The following is a 25,936-nucleotide window of genomic DNA, read 5'->3' as shown; positions in this document are numbered from 1 at the left end:
GCACTCTCAGTCGCCGCCGTTCCCGGCCACGTTGCCGTATCTTTCGGCCAGTTCGGCCACGGTCCGGGCGATTCTTCCGCGCAGTTCGGCCGGTTCCAGCACCTCGATGTCCCCGCCCAGACGCAGGAACTCGCCGTGCGCGCGCTCGACCGACTCGATGGGCACGCGGACCGTGGTCCACCCGCCGTCCCCCGCACGCCCATCGTCCCCCGCACGCCCATCGTCTCCCGCACGCCCGTCGCCCCCGGTACCCCCGTCGACCCGTACGGCCCCGGAGAGGGTCACGCCCGGCGCCAGCCGGACCACTGCCTCGCCCCGGTGCAACCGGGCATGGAAGTCACGCTGGTACGCCGTCCAGTACGCGGCCAGGTCGAAGTCGTCCGGGCGGGTGAACTCCTCGTCGGGGGAGGTGAGTTCGAGGATCTGGTCGACCCGGAAGGTGCGGGGCCCCGGGCCCGCGACGACGTACCAGCGGCCCGCCTTGAGGACGAGGCCGTACGGTTCGAGGCGGCGGCGTACGTCGGTGGGCTCCGCCCAGCGGCGGTAGAGGACGTACAGGACCCGTCCGTTCCAGACCGCGTCGGCGACCGCGGGCAGGAACGGGGTGTCGTCTCCCTCCGCGTACCAGCCGGGGGCGTCCAGGTGGAAGCGGCCTGCGACCCGGTCCGCGTGCGCCCGCAGCTCGACGGGCAGGGCGGCGCGGACCTTCAGCCGGGCGGCGGCCAGCACCGCGCCGAGACCCAGTTCGGCGGCCGGGCCGGGGGCGCCGGCCAGGAACAGGGCCTCGGCCTCGTTTCTCGTCAGACCGGTGAGGCGAGTGCGGTAGCCGTCGAGGAGGCGATAGCCCCCGGCGTGGCCAGCGTCGCCGTACAGCGGGACGCCGGCCGCGCCCAGCGCCTCCACGTCCCGGTAGACCGTACGTACCGACACCTCCAGCTCCTCGGCGAGCTGGGCGGCGGTCATCCGGCCCCGGGTCTGGAGCAGCAGGAGGATCGAGACGAGTCGGCCGGCCTTCACTGACACAGGATGGCAGGGAAGCGGCCCTAACGTGCCGCCATGCCCTTCACCGAGAAACTGCTGACCGTGCCGCCGCCCGTCGAGGTGGCCGGCCGTCGGATCAAGCGCTACCACGTCACCGCGGACCCGGCCGGCATCGCGCCCGAGGTCGCGGAGGCGGCGTACGCGATCCTCCCGGAACTGCTGCCGGAGCCGGACTCGACGACACCGCCCGCGACCTTCGTCGTACTGCACCGGGGCGGCGGCGACGGCGCCTACCTGAACGTCTACAGCTGGGTGTGGGACAACGTCCTCCACTTCGCCGGCGCGGCGGCGGGCCAGCCGGTGCTCGGCTGCCCGGACACCGACCCCACACACTTCGTCGCCACCGACCGGCCATGGATCGGATGCGTCTGGGAACTCCCCCCGATCCAGCACGAGCGCGACGCCTGGGTGCGCCACGTCCTCACGCCCCAATACCCCGACCTCGACGCCTACTTGGCCGATTCCCTGCCCGCCGGGACCACCGGTAAGGCCGGGACCACCGGTAAGGCCGGAGCCACCGGTACGGCAACGGCGGGGCGAGTCGGCTGACCAGCTGGGTCAGGGAGTTCAGGCGGACGACGGTGTCCTGACCGGCCGACCGCCCTCATGCCTTGCGGAACGCCCGCAGCGTGAACTCCGGGTCCGGGCGCGCCCGGTCCTGGTCGGGCAGGGCGGCGAGCCGTACCGCGAAGTCATCGGCGAGCGGGTCGCCGGGCGGCAGGGTGACGAACCAGCCGCGGCGCAGGTCGGCGAGGGTCCGGCGGGGGCTGCGGCCCTGCCCGCGTCCTGGAAAGCGGGCCTGTCCGGCGGTGCGCAGTCCGTGTTCGTCGGCGTACTTCTCGACGGCCGCCGAGGGGTCCGTGGCCGGTGCCCGGGGGCGCCGGGCGAGGACGGCGTCGATGTCGCTGCCGACGTTGTGGGAGGCCCCCTTGTCGACGGTGGTGACGTAGACGCCACCGGGCCGCAGCACCCGGGCGCACTCGCCGACCACGGCCCGTACGTCGTCGGGGCCGCGCAGCAGATGCAGCAGCCACACGCTGGTGACGGCGTCGAACTGCCCGTCGCGGAACGGGAGTCGGCGGCCGTCACCGATCACGACGGAGCCGGGCAGCCGGGCGGCGGCCCGGCTCGCCATCGCGTACGTGAGGTCGACGCCCGTGACCCGCATCCCGTCCCGCGCCGCCGCGAACCGCCGGGTCACGATCCCGGTGCCGCAGGCGATGTCGAGCAGTCGGCGGGTGCCCTCGGGGACGAGGCCCAGTACGGCGCGGGCGGCGGCCTCGGCGCGGGGTTCGCCGCCGCGCAGGGCGTCGTAGTCGCCGGCCTCCTTGTCGTAGTCCAACACCCGCCTCAGCTCGCCCCGTGGCCGGGCGCGAGCGCCTCCACCCTGCGGGCCAGCTCGAAGTCCTTCTCGGTGACGGCGCCGCCCGCGCTGTGCGTGCTGATGGTCAGCGACACCGTGTGGTAACCGAGGGTGAGGTCGGAGTGGTGGCCGAGTTCCTCCTGTGTCTGTGCGATGTGCACGACCAACGCGGTCGCCGCGAAGTGCGAGCCCAGCCGGTAGGAGCGGGCGATCCGACCTCCGTCCAGCGACCAGCCGGGAAGCTCCGTCAGCCGGTCCTCGATCTCCTTCTGCGACAAGGGTTCGACGGGCATGGCCCACTCCTTCCGAAACGTCCCCTCCGTCGTGACGTGCGGTCCCTCTCAGCGTGCCACAAGCGGGCCGCCGAGTCCCTGGTCAGACGCCCGGCCGACGGCCCGGGGCGTACGCATCCGGCCGCGCGAACGACGTTCGGCCGCATCAGATCCGTACGCACTCCGCCGCGAAGTCGTCCGCGAGGACGGTGATCTCGGCACGGCCCTCCGTCGCCGCCACCCACTCCTGGGGCAGCCCGTGGTCGCCGTAGTGGGCGCCGAGGAGGTTGCCGCAGAGGGAGCCGGTGGAGTCGCTGTCGCCGGAGTGGTTGACGGCCAGGAGCAGGGCCTCGGTGACACTGTGCGCGGCGAGGGCGCAGTACAGGCCCATGGCGAGGGCCTCCTCGGCGACCCAGCCGGCGCCGAGGGACTCGACCTTCTCGGCGGTCGGGGCGCCCTCGGCGGCCAGGTCGAGGGCGCGGGTCAGGGCCGCGGTGGTCTCCTCGTGGCCGGGGTGGCGGGCGAGCAGCCGCAGCGCGCGGAGCACGGCGCCTTCCAGGGACTCGTCGGCCATCAGGTGCGCGACGATCGCGGCGAGGGCACCGGCCGCGTAGTAGCCGGTGGGGTGGCCGTGCGTCATCCGGGCGCTCTGCACGGCCCGCTCGAACGCGGTCTCGGCCGGGACGCGGGCCAGCCCGAAGGGGGCCGAGCGCATGACCGTGCCGCAGCCCTTGGAGTCCGGGTTGATGGGCCCGGGCCGTCCCGGCGGGACGGCAGGTTCGGATCGGTACGGCTTGGCGAGGCCGGACAGACAGGCGTTGCCCGGGGCGCGGCGGGCGTACAGCCACGGCCGGGCGGCGAGGCCGGAGACGGCGCGCGGGTCGGGGCCGGGCTGCCGCTGGGTGTCGAGCCAGCGGCCGTAGGCGCCCCGGACCAGCTCGGACCAGACACCGTCGACGCCCTTGAGCCGCTCGTGCTCGTGGGCCTGGTGGAGGCCCTCGACGGTGAAGAGGGTCATCTGTGTGTCGTCGCTGACCCGGCCCACGACCCCGTCGCCGTCCGGTACGAGACCGGTCACGCCGCGGTCTCCGTACGTGGAGCGGATCTGCGCCAGCGAGGAGAACTCGACCGGATAGCCGAGCGCGTCCCCGACGGCGCCGCCGAGCAGGCACCCTCGTACCCGTGCCCGGTAGACGGCGGTCGCCTCCCAGGACGGGTTCCACGGGTTGTACACGAGCCACTCCTCGATCGCCTCGGTTACGTTTTTCGCATGACCATTGTCCCGACCGGTTCCCCGGGCCGTCCCCCCACCCCTTCCGACCGGGGCGCGGGCCCGCTGCTGCGGGCCTGGCGGGAGCAACGGCGGGTCAGTCAGCTGGAGTTGGCGCTGCGCGCCGGTTCCTCGGCGCGCCACATCAGCTTCGTCGAGACGGGCCGCTCCCGCCCGAGCGAGGAGATGGTGCTACGGCTCGCCGAGCACCTGGAGGTACCCGTGCGGGAGCGCAACGCGCTGCTCCTCGCGGCCGGTTACGCCCCGCAGTACCCGGAGACCCCACTGGACGACCCGTCGATGGACGCCCTGCGCGAGGGCGTGGAACGGCTGATCGAGGGCTACGAGCCGTATCCGGCGCTGGTGATGAACGCGATGTACGACGTGATGGCCGCCAACCGGGGTATCACGATGCTGCTGGACGGCGTCCCCGGGTCGCTCCTCGTACCGCCGCTCAACGCGATGCGGCTGACGCTGCACCCCGAGGGCCTGGCGCCACGCATCCGGAACCTGCGGGCCTGGCGCGGGCATCTGCTGGAGCAGATGGAACGCCAGATCGCGCTGCGCCGCTCGGCGCCGCTGCGCGCGCTGTACGAGGAGGTGGCGGCGTACCCGCTGCCGTCGGGCACGACCGACGACGAGCCCGGCGAGGGGCCCGGGGCCGAGGCGCGCGCCTACTTCGCGCTGCCGATGCGGATCGAGCACGAGGGCCGGGTGCTGTCCTTCATCTCCTCGGTCTCCACGTTCAACACCCCCATGGACGTGACCGTGGCCGAGCTGGCCATCGAGACGTTCCTCCCGGCCGACCCGGCGACGGTCAAGTACCTTCACGCGCTGATGTTCTGACGCTCACTCAACTGATCGCCGGTTCCCGGCCGCGCGGAGGGCGGTGTACTGCGCCGCCGCGAACCCGGCCACGGTCAGCGCCTGGAGCAGCGTCCACACCGCGCCCGCCGTGCTCGGCGTCAGCCACAGCACCAGGGCGACGAGGCTGAGGACCGTCCACGCGAGGTTCGCCTCGATCACGGCCCGTACGGCCGGCGCGGGCGGACGCTCGCGCGAGGCCACCAGGGCGACGCCCGCCGCGTACACCGCGAGAAACGCGCCCAGGGCGACGAGCAGTCCGGAGTCGACACCGAGGAACCGGCCGAGAGGTCCGGCCGCGAGGAGGTAGGCGAGCCCGTTCGCCCCGGTCACCACGGCGTCGCCTGCCAGGAAGCGGCGCAGCATGGTCCGGGGGTCGGTGGTCCGGGCGAGTACGGCGAGCCGGGTCGTGGGTAGAGGTACGGACATGGGCACATCACTCTCCGTCGACATGGTGGTCGGGTTCCGTGACACCACCCTGTCGCGCGGGGTGTACCGCCGTCGATTACCTCCGAGGTCATGGCTCCCCGTACCTTGTGAGGTCGGGTTCCGGCCGGCCCTGTGAGATGTCACCGGAGCATGACAGACTGTTCGCACATCTCGGCGCGTGGGGAGGCGTGGCGTGAGTGAGCGGCGGCCCGCGCCCACCGTGGGTCAGGTGGTGCTCGGAAGACGGCTCCAGGAACTGCGGGAGGCCTCCGGGCTCAGGCGCGAGGAGGCGGCGCAGGTCCTCCGGGTCGCTCCGGCGACCGTGCGGCGCATGGAGACGGCCGATGTGGCGCTCAAGATCCCGTACGTCCAGGTCCTGCTGACGACGTACGGTGTCGCCGAGCCCGAGGTCGCCGCGTTCGTGACGCTGGCCGAGGAGGCGAACAAGCCGGGTTGGTGGCAGCGGTTCCACGATGTGCTGCCCGACTGGTTCAGCGTGTACGTCAGCCTGGAGGGCGCGGCGCATCTGATCCGGCAGTACGAGCCGCACTTCGTGCCGGGAATGCTGCAGACCGAGGAGTACGCGCGGGCCGTGATGGAGGCCGGGACCGTCGGCCAGACCGGTCCCGAGACGATCGAACGCCATGTGTCGCTGCGGATGGCCCGGCAGAAGCTCCTCACCCAGGAGAAGCCGCCGCACCTGTGGGTGATCATGGACGAGACGGCCCTCATGCGTCCGGTGAGCATCCGCTCCCAGGTGATGCGGGACCAGATCGACCGGCTGCTGGAGATCACCGAGAAGGACCACGTCATCCTTCAGGTGTGCGAGTTCGCCAGCGGGCCCCACCCGGGCACCTACGCCCCCTTCTCCCTCTTCCGCTTCGCCGAACCCGAACTCCCCGACATGGTGTACACCGAGTACCTCACCGGCGCCCTCTACCTCGACTCCCGCACCGAGGTGGCCCTCCACCTCGAAGTCCTCGACCACATGGCCGCCCACGCGGCTTCCGCCGAGCACACGAGAGAGATCCTGCGGCACTACCGCGAGAGGTACTGACCCCGGCCGCTCACCGGGTACGGTCCGGCCCCGGCCTACGCCGCTCCCCCCTTCGGCCCCTTCTCGTCGTCCACGATCTCCGCGTCGACGACGCCCTCCTCCTCGGCGGGGCCGGACGGCGGCTCGTCGGCCGGGCCGGGCGGCGGCTCGTCCGCCGGGCCGCCGGAGGCCGCGGCCGCCGCGTACATGGCCTGGCCCATGCGCTGGCTGACGGTTGCCAGGTGCTCGGTGGCGGCGCGGAGGGCGGCGGTGTCCTCGGGGGTTTGGAGCTGCTGCCGCTGGAGTGCGTTCAGGAGCGTTCTGTTCCTGGGCGTGAGGAACCCCGCCGCCGCATTCCCGGACCACGGACACGATCCGTGCCGCCCGGACGCGGAGAGAACGCGGGCAACCAGAACGCCCAACACCGTCCGGGGCGTTCGGCCGAGCATGAGTTCTGGCAACAGGACTCACTCCCGCTCAGTCTCTAGGAACGGTTTCCAGGAGGCGTTTCAGGACTCGACCTCGGCTCGGCTGTCGGCGGGGACGCGCTCGGTGTTGTCGCGGAGGAACTTCTCCGTCCGGTCGACGAGTTACTCGGCGTGGTTGCGCGTCTCGGCGGCCTCGCGGCACCGGCGGTCGTCGTCGGCGTACTGCTCGGCCTCCCGCATCATGCGGTCGATGTCGTCCTCGGGGAGGACGGAGCCACCCGTCACCGTCATCTTCTGCTCGCGGCCGGTGGCGAGGTCCTTCGCCGAGACGTGCGGGTTCGTCGTACCGAGATCGACCCCGACCGCACGCCCCATCGCCGTCCCCTTCCAGCAGGATTCCGCAAGGTTCCGCCAAGTGTCCCCACCACCAGCACAAAACTTGAGTGGGCTCTTGTCAATGGGGCGTGCGAAGCAGTCGGTCAGGCCAGCTTGGCGGAGAGGGTGATCGGTACGGCCTTGAGAGCCTGGCTGACGGGGCAGTTCACCTTGGCGTCCTCGGCGGCGGCCACGAAGCCCTCCTCGTCGAGGCCGGGCACGGTGCCCTCCACGGTGATGTGGATGCCCGTGATGCCCTCGCCCGGCTGGAAGGTCACGTCGGCGGAGGTGAGGAGCTTGGTGGGCGGGGTCCCGGCACCGGCGAGGGCGTGGGAGAAGGCCATGGAGAAGCAGCTGGAGTGGGCGGCCGCGATCAGCTCCTCGGGGCTGGTCTTGCCGTTCGCGTCCTGGGCGCGGGAAGCCCACGTCACGGGCTGCTCGGCGATGGCACCGGAGGAGTCGAAGGTGACGACACCGTTGCCCTCGAGCAGGTTGCCTTCCCAGACGGTGTGTGCGGAGCGCGTGGTAGCCACGGTCATTCCTTTCGCATGTGGTTCCCGGTTGCCGTTTCCTGGTTCCGGGTTGCCTGCCCCCATCCGATCACACTCCGGGCGGTCCGAGCCTCATCTCACCCTGAACACCGGCCCTCGCGCGGTGAACGGCAGACGAGCGCCTTGTGGAATCAGATACGCGTGCTCACGCCGCACGCGCAGCACGTCGCACCAGCCGTCCGTGATCACGAGGACCGGCGCGCCCGGCGGGAAGTCGTCGGCCCGGTGCAGCAGGTCGATGCCCGGCTGCAGCACCGTGCCGCCGCGCCCGTGGACGCGGACGCGCCCGGCGATCTCGGTCACCGGGAGAAAGCCCGCGTCGTGCGGGGCGGCGTCGCAGAACACGACCCGGGCGGCCGGTACGTCACGGGCCTCGGCGTACGAGGCGATCGCGCCCAGCGCCTTGCCGAGCAGCGTCCGCTCCATGGAGCCGGAGGTGTCGAGGACGACTCCGAAGGTGCAGCGGGCGACCTCCTCGGGCGGGAAGTACCGTCCGGCGCGCGGAATGTCGGGAGTGGCCGACTGACGGCGCGAGGAACGCGCATAGGTCCGTACGGCCTGCGGTGTGGGAACGAACTCGTCGAACCAGCGGGCCAGTCGGGCGTCCCAGGGCAGCGGCGGGTGACTGAGGGCACGGATCTCCTCGACCAGCCCCGCGGGCAGGAAACCGCGCTCCTGCCGCTCGTGCAGATCGAACCCCCGGGCGAGGCCCCGGCGGTAGAACTCGTCGAGGTCCACGTAGTCGCGGGGCGCGCCGAGCGGGCCGCCGAGGATGTCACCGGCGCCCTTGCCGCGCAGGGTGGACAGCCGGCGCGTCCGGCGCGGGTCGCCGACGATCCGGTCGTACACCTCCTCGGCCGACAGTCCGGCCAGCGCGGAGTCGTACAGCAGTCCGTCGGGCATGGTGCCGACCTGCATCTCGCGCAGCCAGTCGTTGATGACGTAGTCGGCGGCGACGTTGAACAGATACGGGTCGCGGGTGCCGCAGCGGTCGCCGTGGCGCAGGGCGGCGTGCAGCATCTCGTGGGCGAGGATGAACCGCCATTCCTCGTCCTCGAACTGCCGGAGCGGGTTGATGTAGATCTCGCCGGCCTCCGCGTCGACGGCCGCGACGGAGATGCCGTGGGCGTGGGCGAGTTCGACGTCGGCGACGATCCGGATGCCGGCCGCGATGCCGCCGAGCAGCGGGTAGGAGGAGATGAACCAGCTCAGCGCCTTCTCCCAGGGCCGCTTGCGGGTCGGCTCGTCGTAGAGGGACTCGCGGCGGCCGCCGGCCATGTCCATCGCGGCGGACATGGTGCTGGTGAGGGCGTGCGCGAAGGCGAGCTGCCAGTCCGGGGGCTGTCCCTGCCACTTGGGCCGGGTCAGGAGGAGCTGGTCGGGTTCGCCACCGGCCGTGCCGCAGTGCCCGTACGCCGCCGGGAGCCCGTCGCGGCGCCAGCGGGCGGCGAGTCGTGTCTCGTCGCCGTCCGGATAGCCGGCGGGCAGGTTCTCGGGGGTGAGGCCGACGGGGAACGTGAGCAGGAAGCGGTTGACGGCCACGCAGCGGGCGGCGAGGTCGAACCGGTCGGGCTGCGCACGTTCCCCCTGGGCCGCCGGGACGTGCCCGAAGCCGAGGTGGAGGGCGGCGTGGGCGATGGCCCAGGCCCAGGCGTCGGGTGCGGCGAGCCGGTCGGGGTGCGCGTGCAGCACGCCCTCGGAGTCGACGCGGACGAGGCCGTCGCGGGGCGCGAGATCGCACTTCTCCTTGCGGCAGGTGTCGAAACGGACCGCGTACAGCGCGGAGTTGGCCCGCACCGTCGTCAGTCCGGCCTCGAACGCCTCGTCGGCGAGCTCCCGTTGCGTCTTCCGCTTGTGCTGCCCCTTGCCGCCGGCCGCGCTCACCGGCGCGCCTCCACCAGCCGGGGCATGTCCCGGGCCGCCTCGACGAGGAACCAGGCGGGCAGCACGGGGTTGCCGTCGGTACCGGCGGCGATGACGGTCTGGGCGACCTCGACGGAGATCTCGGCGAGCTGCACGAGCAGGGACTTGGCGCGGTACGCGGTCTGCCGCCCGTTCGCCGACATGTGCTGCTTGCTGGCGGGCAGCTCCTTGATCAGCCGGCCGCGGAAGGAGTCGGCGAGGTAGTAGAGCAGGTCGCGGTCCTCCAGTCGGTGGGGCCAGCCGGCCTCGCCCTTGAGGATCGCCTCGATGCCGAACCGGCTGCGCACGATCTTGACGTAACCGCAGAAGGCGACCGCGTGCGCGGGCGTGAGCGTGCCGTGCGCGAGGACCTTCAGGGTCTCCTCGTCGAGGTCGCGCCCGAAGGAGTGCAGCGCGTCGGAGAGCATGTGCCAGGAGCGGGGCGTGGAGAACGGCTCCTCGCTCTTCGGCGGCTTGGACCACAGATGGTCCGGGCGGTCGGTGAGGTGGTCCAGGACCCAGGGGTGGATGCCGCTGCCCTCCGCCCACCCGAGCCAGTCCTTCGCCGACGCCTGGAGGTGGACGTGGGTGAGGCGGTTGACCAGGGCGGAGGCGATGGGGCGGGCGAGGGCGTTGTCGGTGGCGCGGTTGCCGGCGCCGATGACGATCGACCCCTTCGGCAGCTCGTAGTTGCCGATACGGCGGTCCAGGATCAGCGAGTAGAAGGCCTTCTGCACGTCCGGGGTGGCCGCGTTCAGCTCGTCCAGGAACAGGCAGTACGGCTCGTCGCGGGCGATCGCCTCCGGCGGACAGAACACCGAGCGCCCGTCGCGGATCTGCGGTACGCCCATCAGGTCCTCCGGCGCGAGCTGCGTGCCGAGGAGGCTCACGCACTCCAGGCCCAGCGACTCGGCGAAGGCCCTGACCAGGGAGGACTTGCCGATGCCGGGGGCACCCCAGACGAAGACGGGGCGCACGGTGGCGAGGCCCAGGAGCAGCTCGGGGATACGGGAGGGTGTGACGGTCACGGCGGCCTGCAAGGCGGGGGCTCCATGGGTGTGCGAAAGGGGCGCGCGGGTGTGCGGCGTCCGATGCGAACAGTGTGGGCCGGGCGCCGCGCTCGCCGCAGCCGGTTTTCTGCGGGCCGGGCGCCGCGCTCGCCGCAGCCGGTTTTCTGCGGGCCGGGCGCCTACGCGTCTGCTGGGTTCTGTTCTTTGGCGGGCGCGGATCCGTCGTGGCTTGTCGCGCGGTTCCCCGCGCCCCTGTGGGGCGCCCTGTCGTGCGCCAGCGGTACCTGGGGGCCGTTCGACTCGCGCAGCCATCGCCTCAGGACCTGGTGGATCTTCTCCGCGCCGACCAGTTCCTCGTCCTCCTCCGCCGGCTCGGACAGGGCCAGCGGCGACATGAGGAAGGGGCGGGACTGGCAGCCGCCGAGGCCGCCGTGGGAGCCGATCTGTTCCTCGAAGGCGAGGACCTCGCCGTCGGCGGGGTCGTACCAGGAGTTGACCATGATGTCGGCGGTGTGCGGGAAGCCGTGCGTGCGGCGTACGGCGTCGGCGGCGCCGGGGCCGAAGTCGGCGAGCGGGCCCGGGTGTTCGTCGCTCAGTTCGGCGACCGGGATCTCCGCGCCGTGCGCGCCGAGGACGACGCCGCCGTGCTCCTCGCTGCGGACGAGGAGGAAACCGATGCCCGGGTGGTTGGCGAGGGTGGCGAGCAGGGCCGGGTGGCGGGCGTCGATCTCCTCACGGCTCATCCGGTGGGAGACGTCCGGGAAGGAGACGAGGCCGAGGTTGCCGGAGGCCAGGACGATCGGCTCGGAGCGGCGCGTCGGCCGGTACTCCTCGACGCCCTCCTCGACCGGGATGCGCAGCGCGGCCCGTACGGCCGCCCGTGCCTCCGCGCCGCTGTGGGTGCGCTGGGCCCGGCGTGGCACGGGCAGGCCACAGCCGGCGCGGACCAGGTCGCCGAGGGTGAGCCCGTAGCGGCCCAGGAAGGTCTCGCCGGGGCTCTGGCCGTGATCGGAGAGCAGGACGATCCGGTAGGCGCGCGGGGCGTGTTCGGCGACCTGGGCGATCAACGCCAGGGATCGGTCGAGGCGTTCGAGGATCTTCGCGGCGTCACGGCTGTGCGGGCCGGAGTGGTGGGCGACCTCGTCGTACGCCACCAGGTCGGCGTAGATCGCCGCGCGGCCCGCGAACATGTCCCCGATCACGGCGGAGACGACGACATCGCGCTCGATGACGGTGGCGAAGGCGCGGATGAACGGGTAGAGGCCGCCGCGCTTGACGCGGGGCCGCTGGTGGGCGAACCGGGCGCGGGTGGACTGGCCGATCTCCCGCAGGACGTCGGCGACGAAGGACATGGCGGTGCGGACGGCGTTCGCCGGGTCCGAGAAATAGGCGAAGTACCCGGCGCGGGAACGGTTCTGCCGGCCCCGGCGGGCCGCGATCGACAGCACGAGCGCGAGCTGGTCGGCGCCGCCGCTGAAGAGGTTGCCGCGGCTGGCGCCGTCGACGGTGAGCAGACCGCCGTCGCCGGTGCGGTCGATGGCCCGGCGCTGGAGTTCGGCGGCGCTGGAGGGCCGGTTGCAGACCATCACCTCCCGGGTGTCCTTCTCGTACCAGCGGAAGGCCGGCACGTCGTGGTTGGTGCCGTGCAGGATGCCGAGCTGGCTGGCGCCGGTCTGGCTGGACCAGTCGGTGTGCCACGGGGTGAGCCGGTGGGTGGGCCGGGGGCGGAGCGTCCCGGCCGGCGGAAGGGGTGGCAGAAGGCCGAGCCACTCGGCCACGGTCGGCATGAGGCCCTTCTCCGTCGCCGCCTCCAGGACGTCGTGGCCGACGCCGTCGAGCTGGAGGAAGACGGTGCCGGGTCCGGCGGGCCCCGGGCGGCCCTCGGCGTGCCTGCGGCGGCGGTCGGCCAGCCGGTACAGGCGGCGCCGGTACGCGTCGTCGTCGCGTACGGCGAGGGCGCCACCGGTGGCGGAGGCGACGGCGGACATCACCGCGGCGACCACCACGGCGGTCTCGGGCGCGGCCTCACCCTGTCCGGAGGGGCTGATCCGCAGGGCGAGGAGGAGGAGCGAGCCGTTGAGGAAGAAGACGAGCAGGCCGAGGACGAGCGCCGGGACGAGCAGCAGCGCCCGCACCAGCAGCGGCCACACGAGCGAGGACAGCAGACCGAACGCGCCGGCGCCGAAGGCCGCGGTGACGGCGATCTGCGTGGCGCTCTCGCCGGTCTCCGACTGCAGCCGGAAGTCGGGCAGCGCGCCCGCGAGCACCAGCATCGTCAGCGTGGACACCGCCCAGACGGCGAACATCCGCCAGACCCCGCTCAGTACCCTTCGCCAACGACCACCGCCCACGTTCGGCCACCTCACGTCCTGTCGTGGGCCCAGCCTGTCATAAGGGGTGGGGGCGCCGGGGCGGCATTCGGGGTGGCACGGGGGCAGGGGCGTGGCACGGTCCGGGGACGGCTCGGGGCTTGCGGGTCGTCGCGGACCGCGGGTTCGTCGTGGCCGGCCGCGCGGTTCCCCCGCGCCCCTCATCAGGTGATCCGGCGCCCGCAATGGCGCGGCCGTCACCGCTCAGCGGCCGTCGTAGCCCGCCGTCGGCATCGACAGGCGGCGGTGGACGTGGGCCTTCATCTGGGCGTCGTAGGCGGGTTCGGCGCGGCCGACGGTCTCGACGCGGATGCCGCGTCTGGCGCACTCGGCGGTGAAGTCGTCGACGGAGGCGAGGGCGCGTTCGAGGACGCGGCGGCTGGGGGCGACGAAGAGGTCGACGAGGCCGGCGTCGACGTCGGCCCACAGGGCGCCGTGGTCGGGGCGCAGACCGCGTACGAGCAGCTCGCGCGTCACCACATAGCCGCGCTCGGCGGCCCAGCGGGCGCACATGGCGTGCTGGCTGCGGGAGTCGACCAGGAACGGATCCGCCTCCAGCTCCTCCAACGGCGTCAGGCTCGCTATGGCCGCCACCCGCACCACGGCCGCCCGTCCCGCCGCCCCACCACACCCACGAGCGGCATCCCGGCACGCCGTACCGGAGGCGCCACTGGTGTCTCCCTTGTCTCCCACGGTGTCCCCCTCAGACCCAGGCCGCAGACCCTACTCCAGCCCGTAGGCTCGGGGGAGTAGCGCGAAGGAGGCGAACGGAGTGCCGGTGGAGATCACCTGGTGGGGTCATGCGACCTGCACCGTGGAGGATTCGGGTACGAGGGTGCTGACCGACCCCCTGTTCGCGCGCCGGCTCGCACATCTGAGAAGGCGCCGGGGTGCGCCGCCCCCGCCGGAGGCGGCGGTCGCGGACGTCGCGCTGGTGTCGCATCTGCACGCCGACCATCTGCACGTTCCCTCGCTGGCCCGCCTCGCCCCGGGTACGCGGCTGGTGGTGCCGAAGGGCGCCGCGCGCCAGGTCCCCGGGCTGCGCAGGCTGGCGCATCTACAGCTCTCCGAAGCGGTACCCGGGGACGAGGTCAGGGTCGGTGACCTGGTCGTACGTGCCGTGTCCGCCCGGCACGACGGGCGGCGGCTGCCGATCGGGCCGCATCGCTCGCCCGCGCTCGGCTTCGTCATCGAGGGCGACGCGCGGACGTATTTCGCCGGGGACACCGGGCTGTTCGAGACGATGGCCAAGGAGGTCGGGCCGGTCGACGTGGCGCTGCTGCCGGTCGGCGGCTGGGGGCCGTACCTCGGCGAGGGCCACCTGGACGCGGGGCGCGCGGCGGAGGCGCTTGCGCTGCTCGCGCCCCGGAGCGCGGTGCCGGTGCACTACGGCACGTACTGGCCGATCGGCATGGACGCTGTGCGCCCCCATGAATTCCACTCCCCCGGCGAGGAGTTCGTACGCCTCGCCGCCGTGCACGCCCCCGACGTGGCCGTGCACCGGCTGGAGCACGGGGGCAGCGTAAGACCGGGGGTGGCGTGATGAGACGAGGACCGACAGAGGCCACGGAGGACGCCCGGTGATCGTCCTGACCGCCGCGAGCACTCCCGTGCCGTACGCGTCGACCCAGCAGGCGATCGGCTATCCGACGCTGTTCCTGCTGGTGCTGATCGGGGCGCTGGTGCCGGTGGTGCCGACCGGGGCGCTGGTCAGTTCGGCGGCCGTGGTGGCGTTCCATCAGACGGCGCCGCTCGCGCTGCTGCTGGTGTTCGTGGTGGCGTCGGTCGCCGCGTTCCTCGGCGACATCGCGCTGTACTGGCTGGGACGGCGCGGGATGGGCTCCAAGAACGGCTCGCGCTGGCTGGAGGCGATCCGGCGGCGGGCGCCGGAGGACCGGCTGGCCCAGGCCCAGGCGAAGCTCGACGACCACGGGGTGGCCGTGCTGGTGCTGTCCCGGCTGATGCCGGCCGGACGTCTCCCGGTGATGCTGGCCTGTCTGCTGGCGAAGATGCCGTTGCGGCGGTTCGCGCGGGGGAATCTGCCGGCGTGCCTCGCGTGGGCCGTGACGTATCAGTTGATCGGCATTCTGGGCGGGTCGCTGTTCGAGGAGCCGTGGCAAGGGGTGCTGGCGGCGGTCGCGTTGACGCTGCTGCTCAGTGTGGTGCCGAGCGTCTGGCGGCGGATGGTCCGCTGAGAGCCCGGGGCTCGCGGTGCGTCGCGGGCCGCGGGTCCGTCGTGCTCGATCGGGCGGTTCCCCGCGCCCGTTGCTGGGGCACGGGTGCGCTCCGTCGATCAGTCCAGCACCCGGGATCCGCCCACCGGGAGGTCCCACAGGTTCTCTCGGGGCAGACCCGCCGCGTTCCATGCCGCCCGTACGCGGGTCAGGGGCTCCAGGACCGGTTCCGCCGAGAGGACGAACGTGGCCCAGTGCATGGGGGCCATGTGGCGGGCCCCCAGGTCCTGGAAGGCGCGGACCGCTTCCTCCGGGTCGCAGTGCACGTCGCTGAGCCACCAGCGGGGGTCGTAGGCGCCGATGGGCAGGAGGGCGAGGTCGATGCCGGGGTAGCGGCGGCCGATGAGGGAGAACCAGTGGCCGTAGCCGGTGTCGCCGGCGAAGTAGAGGCGTTTGCCGTCGGGTGCCGTGAGGACCCAGCCTCCCCACAGTGAGCGGCAGGTGTCGGTGAGGGTGCGCTTGGACCAGTGGTGGGCCGGTACGAAGTCGAAGCGGACGCCGTCGAGTTCGGCGGCCTCCCACCAGTCCAGCTCGGTGACCCGGCCGAACCCCCGCCGCCGGAACCAGCGGCCGAGTCCGGCGGGCACGAGGACCGGGGTGTCGCGCGGGAGTCTCGCCAGGGTGGGTGCGTCGAGGTGGTCGTAGTGGTTGTGGCTGATGACGACCGCGTCCACGCGGGGCAGGGCCTCCCAGGCGAGGCCCACGGGGGTGATCCGGGCCGGGGTGCCGAGGATCCGGCGGGACCAGACGGGGTCGGTGAGGACGGTGAGCCCGCCGATGCGCACCACCCAACTCGCGTGCCCCGCCCAGGAGACGGCGACGGTCCGCGTGCCCACCCGGGGCAACGGGCCGGGCTCGTACGGCAGTCGCGGGATGTCGGCGAGCCCGTCGGCCCCCGGCCGGACCGAGCCCTCGCGGGCGAACCGGGCGAAGGCCTTCAGGCCGGGCAGGGGCGTGGTCAGCCGGTCGGCGAAGGACCGGGGCCAGCGGCGCCGCTCGTCGAGCGGGCGGGGCTCGGTGAGCGGCGGGGGTGCCAGGGGGCGGGCGAAGACCGACCTGGACGGTGCCATGGACGCCGGACCGCCGGTGTCCTCGGGGGTCGTCGTGGGAGGGGTCGCTGAGGTGGTCGACTCGGACTGCTGCGTCATCGAGGAGGCTCCCATCGCTGAGCGTCGTCACGAAGGATCGTCGTCGGTGAGGGTCGCTGGAGGCCGCTGAAGGTGGCTGGAGGCCGCTGAAGGTGGCTGGAGGCCGCTGAAGGTGGCTGGAGGCCGCTGAAGGTGGCTGGAGGCCGCTGAAGGTGGCTGGAGGCCGCTGAAGGTGGCTGGAGGCCGCTGAGGCCGCTGAGGCCGCTGAGGCCGCTGAGGCCGCTGAGGCCGCTGAGGCCGCTGAGGCCGCTGAGGCCGCTGAGGAACGCTAGGGGTCGTCGTCGCCGAGAGGCGGAGGCCGGCCGGGCCCCTCGGCCCGGAGGTGCCTCGTCATCGAAGGTCCTCGAAAGCCGCCGCGAAAGCCGCCAACGCGCGTTCCATATGCGGAAGTTCCAGCGGGTCCGGCGCGGCGAGGGCCTGGGCGCGCTCCGCGTCGGTGGTGCCGAGGAACGTGTCGGTGGACAGCCGAACGCGCAGTTCCCCGAGGTCGTCGCCGAACCGGTGGCCGCCGGGCGCGGGCATCCCGAGCCGGGCGGTGAGGAAGTCCTCCGCCTCCTGGGCGTCACCGACGCCGTATGCGGCGAGGGACGAGCGCAGCGGGGCGAGGTCCGCGTACAGGTGCCGTCCGGCGCGCGGCGGCAGGGCGAGCGCCCCGGCGCCCACGACGGCACGGTGCGCGGCGGCGGCGAGCCGCGCGTGCAGGCGTACGGAGGTGGCGAGCCGTTCGGTGACGGGGGCGGGCTCGTCGAGGGCGTGGGCGGCGGCCGCGGCGACCGGGGTGGCGACCCGGGCGCCCAGCGCGGTGAGCACGTCGAGGACCCGGTCGCGCAGTCCCGTGCCGTCCCCGCCGGCCGGGAACCGGGCGACGGCGGCCGGCCAGCCCGGCGGCAGGAAGGCACCGGCGAGGTCGGTGACGACGGTGACCCGGTCGGGCAGCATCTCGGCGGGGCTGAGCAGCACGGTGTCATGCGGGTCGTGCACGGTGTCGCGCCAGGTCTCGTCGCTGACCAGGTGCAGCCCCTCCCCCAGGGCCGCCTCCATGGCCTCGTGCACCAGTTCGGGCGGGGCCACGGTGGCGGTCGGGTCGTCCGCGACGCACAGCACGAGCATCCGGGGGTCGCCGCCCTCGGCCCGCATCCTGCGCACGGTCTCCAGCAGCGCGTACGGATCCGGCACACCCCCGCACTCGGCGGGCGTGGCCACATGGAAGACGGTTCTGCCCAACGCCCGTGCCTGGGGCTCCCACCAGGCGGCGCACGGCCGGGGGAGCAGGACGTCGCCGCCGATCGCCGCGGTCAGCGCGAGGAGCAGGGCGGGGGCGCCGGGGGCCGCGACGGCCCTGTCCCGTGCGGTGGGCAGTCCGCGCCGGTCCCAGTAGCCGCAGGCGGCGTCCAGGAGGGCGGGATCGCCGCCGAGCGGTACGGGGTCGGGGTGGCCCGCGGCGGCGGAGAGCACGGCGGCCAGTTCGGGCAGGACGGGCAGGCCCTGGGCGGGAAGGGGTGGGCCGTAGCGGACCGGACCGTGCCCTTCGGGATCCGTCCGCCGCATGGGTGCCTCCGCGCAGTCGTGGTGCGTTGTTCGGCGCTTCGCGCTCCGGGATCGCTCCGGGAGGTCGATGGTGCTCCGTCGTGCCGCGAGTGTGCGCCGTCGTGCCACGCCAGGCGTCGTGCGCGTCCTCGGCCTGTCAGTACCCAGGCTCGCGCGCCCCAAGGGCACTGCCGCGAGTTGCGCCGGTCACAGCGGCGACATGCGCCGCGCCGACGCGGCGGCGAGATGTCCGAGGGGTGTTCGCGACTCCGGCGGGACCGCCCGCGCGGTCATGGCGTCCACCGGTCCCGGCGGCGCAGCCGGTGCACGGCCGCGCCGAGCGCCCCCGCGATGAGGAGGCCACCGGCGACCATGGCCGGCACGGAGTCGGTGAAGGCACCGCCGTCGCCCGCGTGGACGCCGCGCTGCACCGGAGCGGTGGGTTGGGTGGTGTGGTGGGAGGGCAGGTGTGTGGGCTGGTGGGGCGGTTGATGCGTCGGCTGCTGGGTCGGCTGTTGGGTCGGCTGGTGCGTGGGGTGGGGCTGGTCGCCGCCGAGGGAGACGTCGAAGGCGGCGCTCCACTGTGTGCCCTCGCCGCCGGGGGCCGCCGGGCACAGGCCGTCGACGCCCCACTCGCTGGTGGAGTCCGCCGCGTCGGCGCTGGTCTCGAAGTCCGCGGCGGGCGCGATCTTGGCGGTGCCCTGGTACGAGGGGCCGCCGGCGGAGTCGTCGTCGCCGGGGAGGCGTTGCAGCGTGACGGTGCCCTCTTCGAAGGCCTGGGAGCTGGCGTCGATGGTCTCGGGGGCGGGGCCGCCGGTGGGGTCGCAGGCGACGGAGAAGGTGAGCGTGCCGCCCGGTTCGACGGAGTACGGGCTCACCTCGGCCGTCGGTTCGGCGTACGCGGGCGGGGCGGCGGTGCCCAGGACGGCACCGATCAGGGCGGTGGCGGACAGGACACGGGCTCTGCGGCGCATGGGCGGGGCTCCTTCGGCCGACTCCGGCGGACGGGGCACGACCGCCGTGCCCCGCGTCCATCAGAGCGCCGAGCCGGGCAGGGCGCGCGCCGCCGGGCACCATTCGCGGGACGCGGGCAGCCGACCGGGTGACGGTGCGCTCCGCGCGGTGAGCCGTTCCGCTCCGCAGGGTGAGCCGTTCCGCTCCGCGGAGTGAGCCGATGAGCGCCGTGAGGGTGAGCCGGTCGAGTGCCGTGCGGGTGCCGTGCGGGTGCCGGTCGAGCGCCGTGGGAGCACCGTGCAGGTGCCGGTCAAGCGCCGTGGGAGCACCGTGCAGGCGCCGTGCGGGTGCCGTGGGAGCACCGTGCAGGTGCCGGTCAAGCGCCGTGGGAGCACCGTGCAGGCGCCGTGCGGGTGCCGTGGGAGCACCGTGCAGGTGCCGGTCAAGCGCCGTGGGAGCACCGTGCAGGCGCCGTGCGGGTGCCGTGGGAGCACCGTGCAGGTGCCGGTCAAGCGCCGTGGGAGCACCGTGCAGGCGCCGTGCGGGTGCCGTGGGAGCACCGTGCAGGTGCCGGTCGAGCGCCGTGGGAGCGCCGGTCCGTTGCGGGCTCGGGAGTCCCGGTCCGTTGCGGGCTGCGGATCTGTCGTGGCCGGTCGCGAGGTTCCCCGCGCGCCTTCGGGGTGCTTCAGCCGGAAAGGGAGACCAGTTCCCTCTCCAGACCCCTGCCCCTCTTCTCCACGACCGCGGACGCGACGTCCGACAGTTTGCGGTTGGTGCCCTGGGAGATGCGACGCAGGACGGTGAACGCGGCGTCGGCGTCGCAGTCGAGGACGTGCATGACCATGCCGCAGGCCTGGTCGACGACGGGGCGGGAGCGCAGGGCGGCGCCGAGTTGGTCGAGTTCGGTGAGGGCGGCCCGGTAGGAGCGGTCGCGGACGATGCAGGTCGCGGCGAGGGCGCCGAGGGCGCGGGCGGGGCCGTGCGGGGCGTCCTCCAGCGCGTGGGGGCGGAAGCTGTAGAGGCTGAGGGTCACGGTGAGGCTGGAGCGCCTGAAGGGGAGCGTGACGCTGGAGCGTACGCCCGCGTCGAGGGCCACGGCCCGGTACTCCGGCCAGCGTTCCTCGTGCAGCAGATCGGCGGAGTCGACGGGTTTCCCGCGATCCAGCGCGGCCGGGATCGGACCGTCGCCCGAGCGCAGCTGGACCGCGACGAGTCCGGCGAGGTCGGGGTGGGTGACGGCGGCGGGCCGCTCGGTGCCTGCGTCGGAGACCATGCCGCTGGCGCCGCAGCAGTCGCTGGTGCAACGGACGGCCTGTTCGACGAGTTCGGAGAGCCTCCTGCCCGGATGTGCGGATTCCGCCGACTCCCGGCCCACGCGGCCGAGTTGTTCGCTTTCCGGCATGATGCGCGCCTCCCTCTTCCGGTCGCCTTCCCGCTCACCTGCACGGAAAACGAGGTTCCCGCTTTCGATCCGGCCGTCCCTTCGACGCCTGCCAGGCGCTACGTTCGTCGCATGACGCAGACGGACGAATTCGGTGAAGAACTCGCGGATTTCGTGCGCCGTGTCGCGGAGCTCAAGACGGCCCGCTCGGTGCCGACCGGCGATCTCCCGACGGTCCTGGACGCGGCGATCTTCGAACTGGACCATGTCGCGAACCAGTTGTGGCCCTGGTACGAGCGGCTCAGCACATCGGGCCCGGTCGGCGTCTCGTCGTCCGCCGCGCAGGAGCACCAGTTGCTGAAGACCGTCTTCCAAAGCCTGCCGCTGCCCGTCCTGTTGGTGGACCGCGAGACGGTGGTGCGTCGTCTCAACCGGGCCGCGACCGCCTTCACCGGCGTACGGTCCGGCTATGCGACGGGCCGTCCGCTCAGCGGGTTCCTCGCCCACGCCGACCGGGGCGCGTTCCGTTCCCAGGTGGCCGCCGTGGGCCGTGGCGAGGGCGACCGCAGCATCGACGTCCACCTCCAGCAGCGCCCCGCACTGGCGGTACGGGCCACGCTCACCGCGCTGCGCCCCGGCAGCGAGCCGCGCACCACCGTCCTGGTCACCCTGCAACCCGCCGGGCACCGGATGCCCACCGTCGAGCATCTCCGCCCGCTGCCCGACCTCACCGAGACCACCCGGCACGTGGCCCTCATGGATCTCGTCGACGCCATGACCACGGCCCTGCTCACCGCCTCCGCCGGCACGGCCCTCGACCGGGCGGCCCACGTCCTGCACGGCCGCTTCGCCGACTGGGTGGTGGCCGACACGGCGGGCCCCACCCTCACGCGTACGACGGTGCTGGCTCCCTCCGAGGGAGAAGCGAAGCTCCTGGCGGCCCAGGACCCGGCCACCTGCCCCCTCGTCGTCGACGCCGCCCGAGGCGGCTCCCCCGCCCTCCAGATCCGCCCCGCCGACCCCGACGCCTTCGGCCACGACAGCTCCGGCGCCCCCGTCCTCGTGCGAGCGGACGTGACCTCCCTGCTGACCGTGCCCCTGCCGGCCCCGGACGGCCACGTCAAGGGCGTCCTGACCCTCTTCCGCTCAGGAGCCCGCCTGGCCTTCTCGATGGCCGAGGCCCAGGCGATGGACACGCTGTCCCGCCATGTCGCACTGGCCATGAGAAGCCCTGCCTAGGGGCGCGGGACTGGGTTCACGTGCGGTCGGCGGCCGGGCCGCGTGGGCGGGACGAGCCCGCGCCCCGCGCCCCGCGCCCCGCGCCCCGCGCCCCGACGGCGTTATACGGCATCCCGCATCACCTGATCACGCAGCCGGTCGCAGCACCGGCTGATCAGCCGCGACACATGCATCTGGGAGATCCCCAACTGCTCCGCGATCCGGCTCTGCGTCATGTCCCCGAAGAACCGCATGTACAGGATCGCCCGCTCCCGCTCCGGCAGCGCGGCCAGCCGAGGCTTCACGGCCTCCCGGTCCACCACCGTGTCCAGCGCGGGATCGGGGGATCCCAACGCGTCGCTCAGCGAGTAGCCGTCCTCGCTCCCCGGCAGCTCCGCGTCCAGCGACAGCGCCGTGAAACTCTCCAGGGCTTCGAGCCCGACCTGGACGTCCTCCTCGCTCATGTTCGCGTGTGCCGCGATCTCCGCGACGGTGGGCCGCCGCCCGGAGATCGTCTGGGACAGGTCCTGGCTGGCGAACCGCACGCGATTGCGCAGGTCCTGGACCCGGCGCGGCACATGCAGGGTCCACATGTGGTCCCGGAAGTGCCGCTTGATCTCACCGGTGACGGTGGGTACGGCATAGCTCTCGAAGGCGTTCCCGAGCTCGGGGTCGTAGCGGTCGACGGCCTTGACCAGACCGAGCGACGCGACCTGGCGGAGGTCCTCGTAGCTCTCGCCGCGGCTGCGGAACCGTCCCGCGAGCCGTTCGGCCATGGGAAGCCACGCCTCGATGATCTGTTCACGCAGAGTGTCCCGCTGCTGGCCGGGGGGAAGCGAGGCCAGCTTCCGGAACGCCTCCGCGGTGTCGGGGGCGTCGTCGTGCGGGTGGTGCTTCGCGTTTGCCTGAGTACGCATGGTGCGTCGCAACTCCCTGAATGGTGCTCTGGGATGGACGGTCACCGTGGGGGCGTGGATGTGCACAGCGGACGGCACACCCGTGATGGAAACATCGCCTCTTCCACGGACGTGCCTCCTGTCCGAAGCACTGCTTTGCGCTTGCCCCGGATCATGCGCGGCAAACACATGCAGGTTTTCCCTTTCCCCGGCGGGTGACTCGGGCGGGAGATCACACCCCGGGAGGTCCAGTATGAGCACCACGGTCGCCGATCACATCTTGCGGAGGCTGCGCGCATGGGAGGTCGAACAGGTATTCGGCTATCCCGGCGACGGCATCAACGGCCTCCTCGCGGCGTGGGGACGCGCCGAGGACCGGCCCCGGTTCATCCAGGCGCGGCACGAGGAGATGTCCGCGTTCCAGGCGGTCGGTTACGCCAAGTTCTCGGGTCGGCTCGGAGTGTGCGCGGCGACCTCGGGTCCCGGAGCGATCCACCTGCTCAACGGCCTGTACGACGCCAAGCTGGACCATGTGCCGGTGCTCGCGATCGTCGGCCAGACGCACCGCAGTGCGATGGGCGGCTCCTACCAGCAGGAGGTCGACCTGCACACCCTGTTCAAGGACGTGGCCTCGGACTTCGTCGAGACGGTGACCGTGCCCGAGCAGCTGCCGAACGTCCTCGACCGGGCGATCCGCACCGCGTACGCGCGCCGGGCGCCGACGGCCGTCATCATCCCGGGCGACGTGCAGGAACTGGAGTACTCGGCGCCGACCCACGAGTTCAAGATGGTCCCCTCCAGCCTGGGCGGCGGCGCCTGGACGGCGGTGCCGTCGACGGAGTCGGTCGAGCGGGCCGCCGAGATCCTGAACGCTGGGGACAAGGTCGCGATCCTCATCGGGCAGGGCGCCGCCGGGGCCCGCGCCGAGGTGGCGCGGATCGCCGAGCTGCTCGGCGCGGGCGTCGCCAAGGCGCTCCTCGGCAAGGACGCGCTGAGCGACGAACTCCCCTACGTCACCGGCTCGATCGGCCTGCTCGGCACCCGCCCCTCGTATGAGCTGATGCGCGACTGCGACACCCTGCTGACCATCGGCTCGTCCTTCCCGTACTCGCAGTTCCTGCCGGACTTCGGCAAGGCGCGGGCCGTGCAGATCGACATCGACCCGCACATGGTCGGGATGCGCTACCCGTACGAGGTGAACCTGGTCGGGGACGCGAAGGCGACGCTGGAACGGCTGATCCCGCTGATCGATCCGGAGCGGGGCCGGGAGTGGTTCGACGAGGTGTGCGCGGGCGTGGCGCGCTGGCGCGAGGTGACGGCCCGGCGGGCGGAGCTGTCGGCCGACCCGATCAACCCGGAACTCGTGGCCCACGCCCTCGATCCCCTGCTGCCGGGCGACGCGATCATCTGCTCGGACTCCGGTTCGGCGGCGAACTGGTACGCCCGGCACATCACCATGCGGGACGGCATGCGCGGGTCCCTGTCGGGCACGCTGGCGACGATGGGCTGCGGGGTGCCGTACGCGATCGGCGCGAAGTTCGCGCACCCGGACCGTCCGGCGATCGCCCTGGTCGGGGACGGCGCGATGCAGATGAACGGCATGGCGGAGCTGATCACGGCGGCCAAGTACAAGGACCGCTGGGAGGATCCGCGGCTGGTGGTGGCCGTCTGGAACAACCACGACCTGAACCAGGTGACGTGGGAGCTGCGGGCGATGGGCGGGGAGCCGTCCTTCCTGCCCTCGCAGGAGCTGCCGGACGTCCAGTACGCCGCCTTCGCGCGCTCCCTGGGGCTGACCGGCATCCGGGTGGAGAAGCCCGAGGACGTCGAGGCGGGCTGGCGCGCGGCCCTCGCGGCGGACGGTCCGGCGGTCGTCGAGTTCCTCACCGATCCGGCCGTGCCGCCGATCCCGCCGCACGCCACCTGGGAGCAGATGGAGTCCACGGCCGCCTCGATCCTCAAGGGCGACGCCGACCGGGGGTCCATGGTCAAGCAGGGATTCAAGGCGAAGGTGCAGGAGTTCCTGCCGGGCAACCGGGAGAAGGACAAGGGCGGTGTTGAACGGCACTGAAGAGTTCAGTTGCGCACGCAACAGTTCAGTGGTCAGTTCAGTAGCGCGGTGAACTGTTCAGTGCCGTACCTACGTAGGCCGGGCAGTTGCGCCGACATCACCCAGGCGAGACAGCTGGGACTGGCCCAGCTCCTGGCCGAGGACCCGTTCCTGGGATCCTCGCGGATGCCGGCTACCAGGGCATGGGAGCGCAGACCGGCCTCGGTGCGCTGCAGCACTGCTGGCCGGGACAGCCGACTCCGACACGTGGCGTGACGTCCGGGGGGCACCGGGGTACGAGCGTTCCTTACGGACGATCAGCCGCATGCCTGTGGGCCAGCCCTGAGGCGGTCGCCGTCGAGTTCGGCGACCCAGGCGCCATCTCGGATCTCGCCGTCCGGCTCGACGGCCGGCGTCCACGCGCTGGCCGGGACTTTCATGACGGCGGCGTGGATGATGGTCTGCCGACCGAGCACGACAGCCTTCGCCCGCACTGGGCGAGCCAGGCCACGAACTCGTGGGTGCCGCCGAAGGAGTCACAGCGGATGAGTGTCTGCCGTCCGCGCCGGTAGCGTTTGGGCAGCTGAGCGAGCGCGAGCTCGGCAGCCTCAATGTAATCACTGGCGATGTTGGAGCCCGCGTTCCCCGGCCGCAGCAGCCCCGCCACCGGTTCTCCGGCCCCGCCATGGTCATCGAGCCGCCGTGCGGCGGGGTCTGCGGGTACAGGGAATCCCCGGGCCGGAAGTCGACGGCGCGCACGGCGAGTCCCAGCGCGTCGGCGGCGACCTGGGTCTGCGAACGTCGCGCGGCCGGCGATACGGGCGAGGGGTTCGCCGTCGAGCACACCCTCGCGGGCGACGAGCACGGCGGAAGCACCGTCATTGAGGGGCGAGGAGTTCCCGGCGGTCACCGTGCCGTCGGCGGCGAACGCGGGGCGCAAGCCGGCGAGCACCTCGACGGTGGATTCGTCGCGGATGCTTTCGTCGCGGGCGAGGTGGTGACCGTCGACCTGGACGATCTCACGGTCGAAGGTGCCGTCCGCCCATGCGCGGGCGGCCAGGCGATGACTACGCGCAGCGAACGCGTCCTGCTCCTCACGTGAGATCCGGTGGATCCCGGCAAGTTTCTCGGCACTCTCGCCGTTGGAGATCGTCCATTCCTTCGGCAGGCGAGGGTTGACCATGCGCCATCCGATCGAGGTGTTCCACATCGTCTGGTTGCCCGCGGGGAAGGGCTTGGTGCTCTTCTCGACGACGTACGGCGCGCGGCTCATCGACTCCACACCGCCCGCGAGCACGATGTCGGCGTCTCCGGCCTCGACGGCTCGCGAGGCCTGGATGACGGCCTCGACCGAGGACCCGCACAGGCGGTTGACCGTGACTCCCGTGACCGAGGTGGGGAATCCGGCGAGCAGCGCGCCGAAGCGTGCGACGTCGCGGTTGTCCTCGCCTGCCTGGTCGAAGATCACGTCGTCGATGCGCGCGGGATCCAGGCCCGTGCGCTCGACGGTCGCGCGCATGACGATCGCGGCGAGGTCGTCGGGGCGCACGTCGGCGAGGGCCTTGCCGTACCGTCCGAAGGAGGTGCGCACGGCGTCGTACACGAAGCTCGCGGGCAT

22 protein-coding genes and 5 pseudogenes are annotated in these 25,936 nt (G+C 72.8%); 8 read left to right on the top strand and 19 right to left on the bottom strand.

The window, feature by feature from the left end:
• Positions 1 to 6: 6 nt before the first annotated feature.
• Positions 7 to 1,017, bottom strand: a complete 1,011-nt coding sequence (locus OG202_RS40290) for a helix-turn-helix transcriptional regulator (protein ID WP_327726941.1) — start codon at positions 1,015 to 1,017, stop codon at positions 7 to 9.
• Positions 1,018 to 1,056: 39 nt separating this feature from the next.
• Here OG202_RS40290 and OG202_RS40285 point away from each other — a divergent pair, with 39 nt between their 5' ends.
• Complete coding sequence (locus tag OG202_RS40285; protein WP_327726942.1) at positions 1,057 to 1,590, top strand: hypothetical protein; 534 nt, start codon at positions 1,057 to 1,059, stop codon at positions 1,588 to 1,590.
• Between the two features lie 55 nt (positions 1,591 to 1,645).
• Here the strand turns inward: OG202_RS40285 and OG202_RS40280 are convergent, their stop codons facing one another.
• The 3 genes from OG202_RS40280 to OG202_RS40270 all read right to left on the bottom strand — a co-directional run bounded on the left by OG202_RS40280 (position 1,646) and on the right by OG202_RS40270 (position 3,910).
• The gene (locus OG202_RS40280; protein WP_327726943.1) at positions 1,646 to 2,386 is read right to left on the bottom strand and encodes a class I SAM-dependent methyltransferase; all 741 of its coding nucleotides are present in this window, start codon (positions 2,384 to 2,386) and stop codon (positions 1,646 to 1,648) included.
• Positions 2,387 to 2,391: 5 nt separating this feature from the next.
• Positions 2,392 to 2,697 (bottom strand): 4a-hydroxytetrahydrobiopterin dehydratase, encoded by a 306-nt coding sequence (locus OG202_RS40275; RefSeq protein WP_326574775.1) that lies wholly within the window; start codon positions 2,695 to 2,697, stop codon positions 2,392 to 2,394.
• Between the two features lie 145 nt (positions 2,698 to 2,842).
• Positions 2,843 to 3,910, bottom strand: a complete 1,068-nt coding sequence (locus OG202_RS40270; protein WP_327726944.1) for an ADP-ribosylglycohydrolase family protein — start codon at positions 3,908 to 3,910, stop codon at positions 2,843 to 2,845.
• Between the two features lie 36 nt (positions 3,911 to 3,946).
• Here OG202_RS40270 and OG202_RS40265 point away from each other — a divergent pair, with 36 nt between their 5' ends.
• A complete protein-coding gene (locus tag OG202_RS40265; RefSeq protein ID WP_327726945.1) occupies positions 3,947 to 4,792 on the top strand; it encodes a helix-turn-helix domain-containing protein in 846 nt (281 codons plus the stop codon).
• Positions 4,793 to 4,795: 3 nt separating this feature from the next.
• On the opposite strand, the gene OG202_RS40260 is transcribed toward OG202_RS40265, so the two are convergent.
• Positions 4,796 to 5,239, bottom strand: coding sequence for a hypothetical protein (locus OG202_RS40260; RefSeq protein ID WP_327726946.1), 444 nt, complete (start codon positions 5,237 to 5,239; stop codon positions 4,796 to 4,798).
• A gap of 193 nt (positions 5,240 to 5,432) precedes the next feature.
• On the opposite strand from OG202_RS40260, the gene OG202_RS40255 reads away from it, so the two are divergent.
• The gene (locus OG202_RS40255; protein ID WP_327726947.1) at positions 5,433 to 6,296 is read left to right on the top strand and encodes a helix-turn-helix domain-containing protein; all 864 of its coding nucleotides are present in this window, start codon (positions 5,433 to 5,435) and stop codon (positions 6,294 to 6,296) included.
• Positions 6,297 to 6,331: 35 nt separating this feature from the next.
• Here OG202_RS40255 and dnaK read toward each other — a convergent pair.
• Positions 6,332 to 6,556 (bottom strand): annotated as a pseudogene (dnaK, locus tag OG202_RS40250) (molecular chaperone DnaK); the annotation flags it as partial.
• 42 nt (positions 6,557 to 6,598) lie between these two features.
• Here dnaK and OG202_RS46650 point away from each other — a divergent pair.
• Positions 6,599 to 6,763 (top strand): annotated as a pseudogene (locus OG202_RS46650) (IS200/IS605 family accessory protein TnpB-related protein); the annotation flags it as partial.
• A 24-nt stretch (positions 6,764 to 6,787) separates the two neighbouring features.
• Here OG202_RS46650 and OG202_RS40245 read toward each other — a convergent pair.
• The 6 genes and pseudogenes from OG202_RS40245 to OG202_RS40220 all read right to left on the bottom strand — a co-directional run.
• Positions 6,788 to 7,036 (bottom strand): annotated as a pseudogene (locus OG202_RS40245) (Hsp70 family protein); the annotation flags it as partial.
• Positions 7,037 to 7,182: 146 nt separating this feature from the next.
• Complete coding sequence (locus tag OG202_RS40240; RefSeq protein ID WP_326574785.1) at positions 7,183 to 7,611, bottom strand: OsmC family protein; 429 nt, start codon at positions 7,609 to 7,611, stop codon at positions 7,183 to 7,185.
• A 90-nt stretch (positions 7,612 to 7,701) separates the two neighbouring features.
• Positions 7,702 to 9,513 (bottom strand): vWA domain-containing protein, encoded by a 1,812-nt coding sequence (locus OG202_RS40235; protein ID WP_326574787.1) that lies wholly within the window; start codon positions 9,511 to 9,513, stop codon positions 7,702 to 7,704.
• Positions 9,510 to 10,571 (bottom strand): ATP-binding protein, encoded by a 1,062-nt coding sequence (locus tag OG202_RS40230; RefSeq protein WP_326574789.1) that lies wholly within the window; start codon positions 10,569 to 10,571, stop codon positions 9,510 to 9,512. The genes OG202_RS40235 and OG202_RS40230 overlap by 4 nt, the downstream gene beginning before the upstream one ends.
• A 149-nt stretch (positions 10,572 to 10,720) precedes the next feature.
• A complete protein-coding gene (locus OG202_RS40225) occupies positions 10,721 to 12,847 on the bottom strand; it encodes a phage holin family protein (protein WP_327726948.1) in 2,127 nt (708 codons plus the stop codon).
• A gap of 267 nt (positions 12,848 to 13,114) precedes the next feature.
• Complete coding sequence (locus OG202_RS40220; RefSeq protein ID WP_326585545.1) at positions 13,115 to 13,510, bottom strand: hypothetical protein; 396 nt, start codon at positions 13,508 to 13,510, stop codon at positions 13,115 to 13,117.
• 172 nt (positions 13,511 to 13,682) lie between these two features.
• Between OG202_RS40220 and OG202_RS40215 the strand changes: the two genes are divergently transcribed.
• Together OG202_RS40215 and OG202_RS40210 are read left to right on the top strand one after the other, a co-directional pair.
• Positions 13,683 to 14,453, top strand: a complete 771-nt coding sequence (locus OG202_RS40215; protein WP_326574791.1) for an MBL fold metallo-hydrolase — start codon at positions 13,683 to 13,685, stop codon at positions 14,451 to 14,453.
• Between the two features lie 37 nt (positions 14,454 to 14,490).
• Positions 14,491 to 15,105 carry a DedA family protein gene (locus OG202_RS40210; RefSeq protein WP_327726949.1) on the top strand — a complete coding sequence of 205 codons (615 nt, stop codon included), beginning with the start codon at positions 14,491 to 14,493 and terminating at the stop codon, positions 15,103 to 15,105.
• A 98-nt stretch (positions 15,106 to 15,203) separates the two neighbouring features.
• Here OG202_RS40210 and OG202_RS40205 read toward each other — a convergent pair whose 3' ends face one another.
• From OG202_RS40205 to OG202_RS40190, 4 genes are all read right to left on the bottom strand, one after another.
• Positions 15,204 to 16,292, bottom strand: coding sequence for an MBL fold metallo-hydrolase (locus tag OG202_RS40205; RefSeq protein WP_327726950.1), 1,089 nt, complete (start codon positions 16,290 to 16,292; stop codon positions 15,204 to 15,206).
• 330 nt (positions 16,293 to 16,622) lie between these two features.
• Complete coding sequence (locus tag OG202_RS40200; protein ID WP_328224356.1) at positions 16,623 to 17,840, bottom strand: aminotransferase class I/II-fold pyridoxal phosphate-dependent enzyme; 1,218 nt, start codon at positions 17,838 to 17,840, stop codon at positions 16,623 to 16,625.
• A gap of 269 nt (positions 17,841 to 18,109) precedes the next feature.
• Positions 18,110 to 18,793, bottom strand: coding sequence for a hypothetical protein (locus OG202_RS40195; RefSeq protein WP_327726952.1), 684 nt, complete (start codon positions 18,791 to 18,793; stop codon positions 18,110 to 18,112).
• Positions 18,794 to 19,458: 665 nt separating this feature from the next.
• On the bottom strand, positions 19,459 to 20,175 hold the full coding sequence (locus OG202_RS40190; RefSeq protein ID WP_326574800.1) for an ANTAR domain-containing response regulator: 717 nt from the start codon (positions 20,173 to 20,175) through the stop codon (positions 19,459 to 19,461).
• Between the two features lie 111 nt (positions 20,176 to 20,286).
• Between OG202_RS40190 and OG202_RS40185 the strand changes: the two genes are divergently transcribed.
• The gene (locus OG202_RS40185) at positions 20,287 to 21,393 is read left to right on the top strand and encodes a PAS domain-containing protein (protein ID WP_328224355.1); all 1,107 of its coding nucleotides are present in this window, start codon (positions 20,287 to 20,289) and stop codon (positions 21,391 to 21,393) included.
• Positions 21,394 to 21,494: 101 nt separating this feature from the next.
• On the opposite strand, the gene OG202_RS40180 is transcribed toward OG202_RS40185, so the two are convergent.
• On the bottom strand, positions 21,495 to 22,289 hold the full coding sequence (locus OG202_RS40180; protein WP_326574804.1) for an RNA polymerase sigma factor SigF: 795 nt from the start codon (positions 22,287 to 22,289) through the stop codon (positions 21,495 to 21,497).
• A gap of 232 nt (positions 22,290 to 22,521) precedes the next feature.
• Between OG202_RS40180 and OG202_RS40175 the strand changes: the two genes are divergently transcribed.
• Positions 22,522 to 24,339, top strand: a complete 1,818-nt coding sequence (locus OG202_RS40175) for a thiamine pyrophosphate-requiring protein (RefSeq protein WP_327726954.1) — start codon at positions 22,522 to 22,524, stop codon at positions 24,337 to 24,339.
• A gap of 264 nt (positions 24,340 to 24,603) precedes the next feature.
• Here the strand turns inward: OG202_RS40175 and OG202_RS40170 are convergent.
• Positions 24,604 to 25,009 (bottom strand): annotated as a pseudogene (locus tag OG202_RS40170) (transposase); the annotation flags it as partial.
• 126 nt (positions 25,010 to 25,135) lie between these two features.
• A pseudogene (locus OG202_RS40165) lies at positions 25,136 to 25,936 on the bottom strand (thiolase family protein); the annotation flags it as partial.

The organism is Streptomyces sp. NBC_00310 (assembly GCF_036208085.1).
In the GTDB taxonomy this organism is placed as follows: Bacteria; Actinomycetota; Actinomycetes; order Streptomycetales; family Streptomycetaceae; genus Streptomyces.
This window is presented reverse-complemented; position numbering and strand designations above follow the sequence as displayed.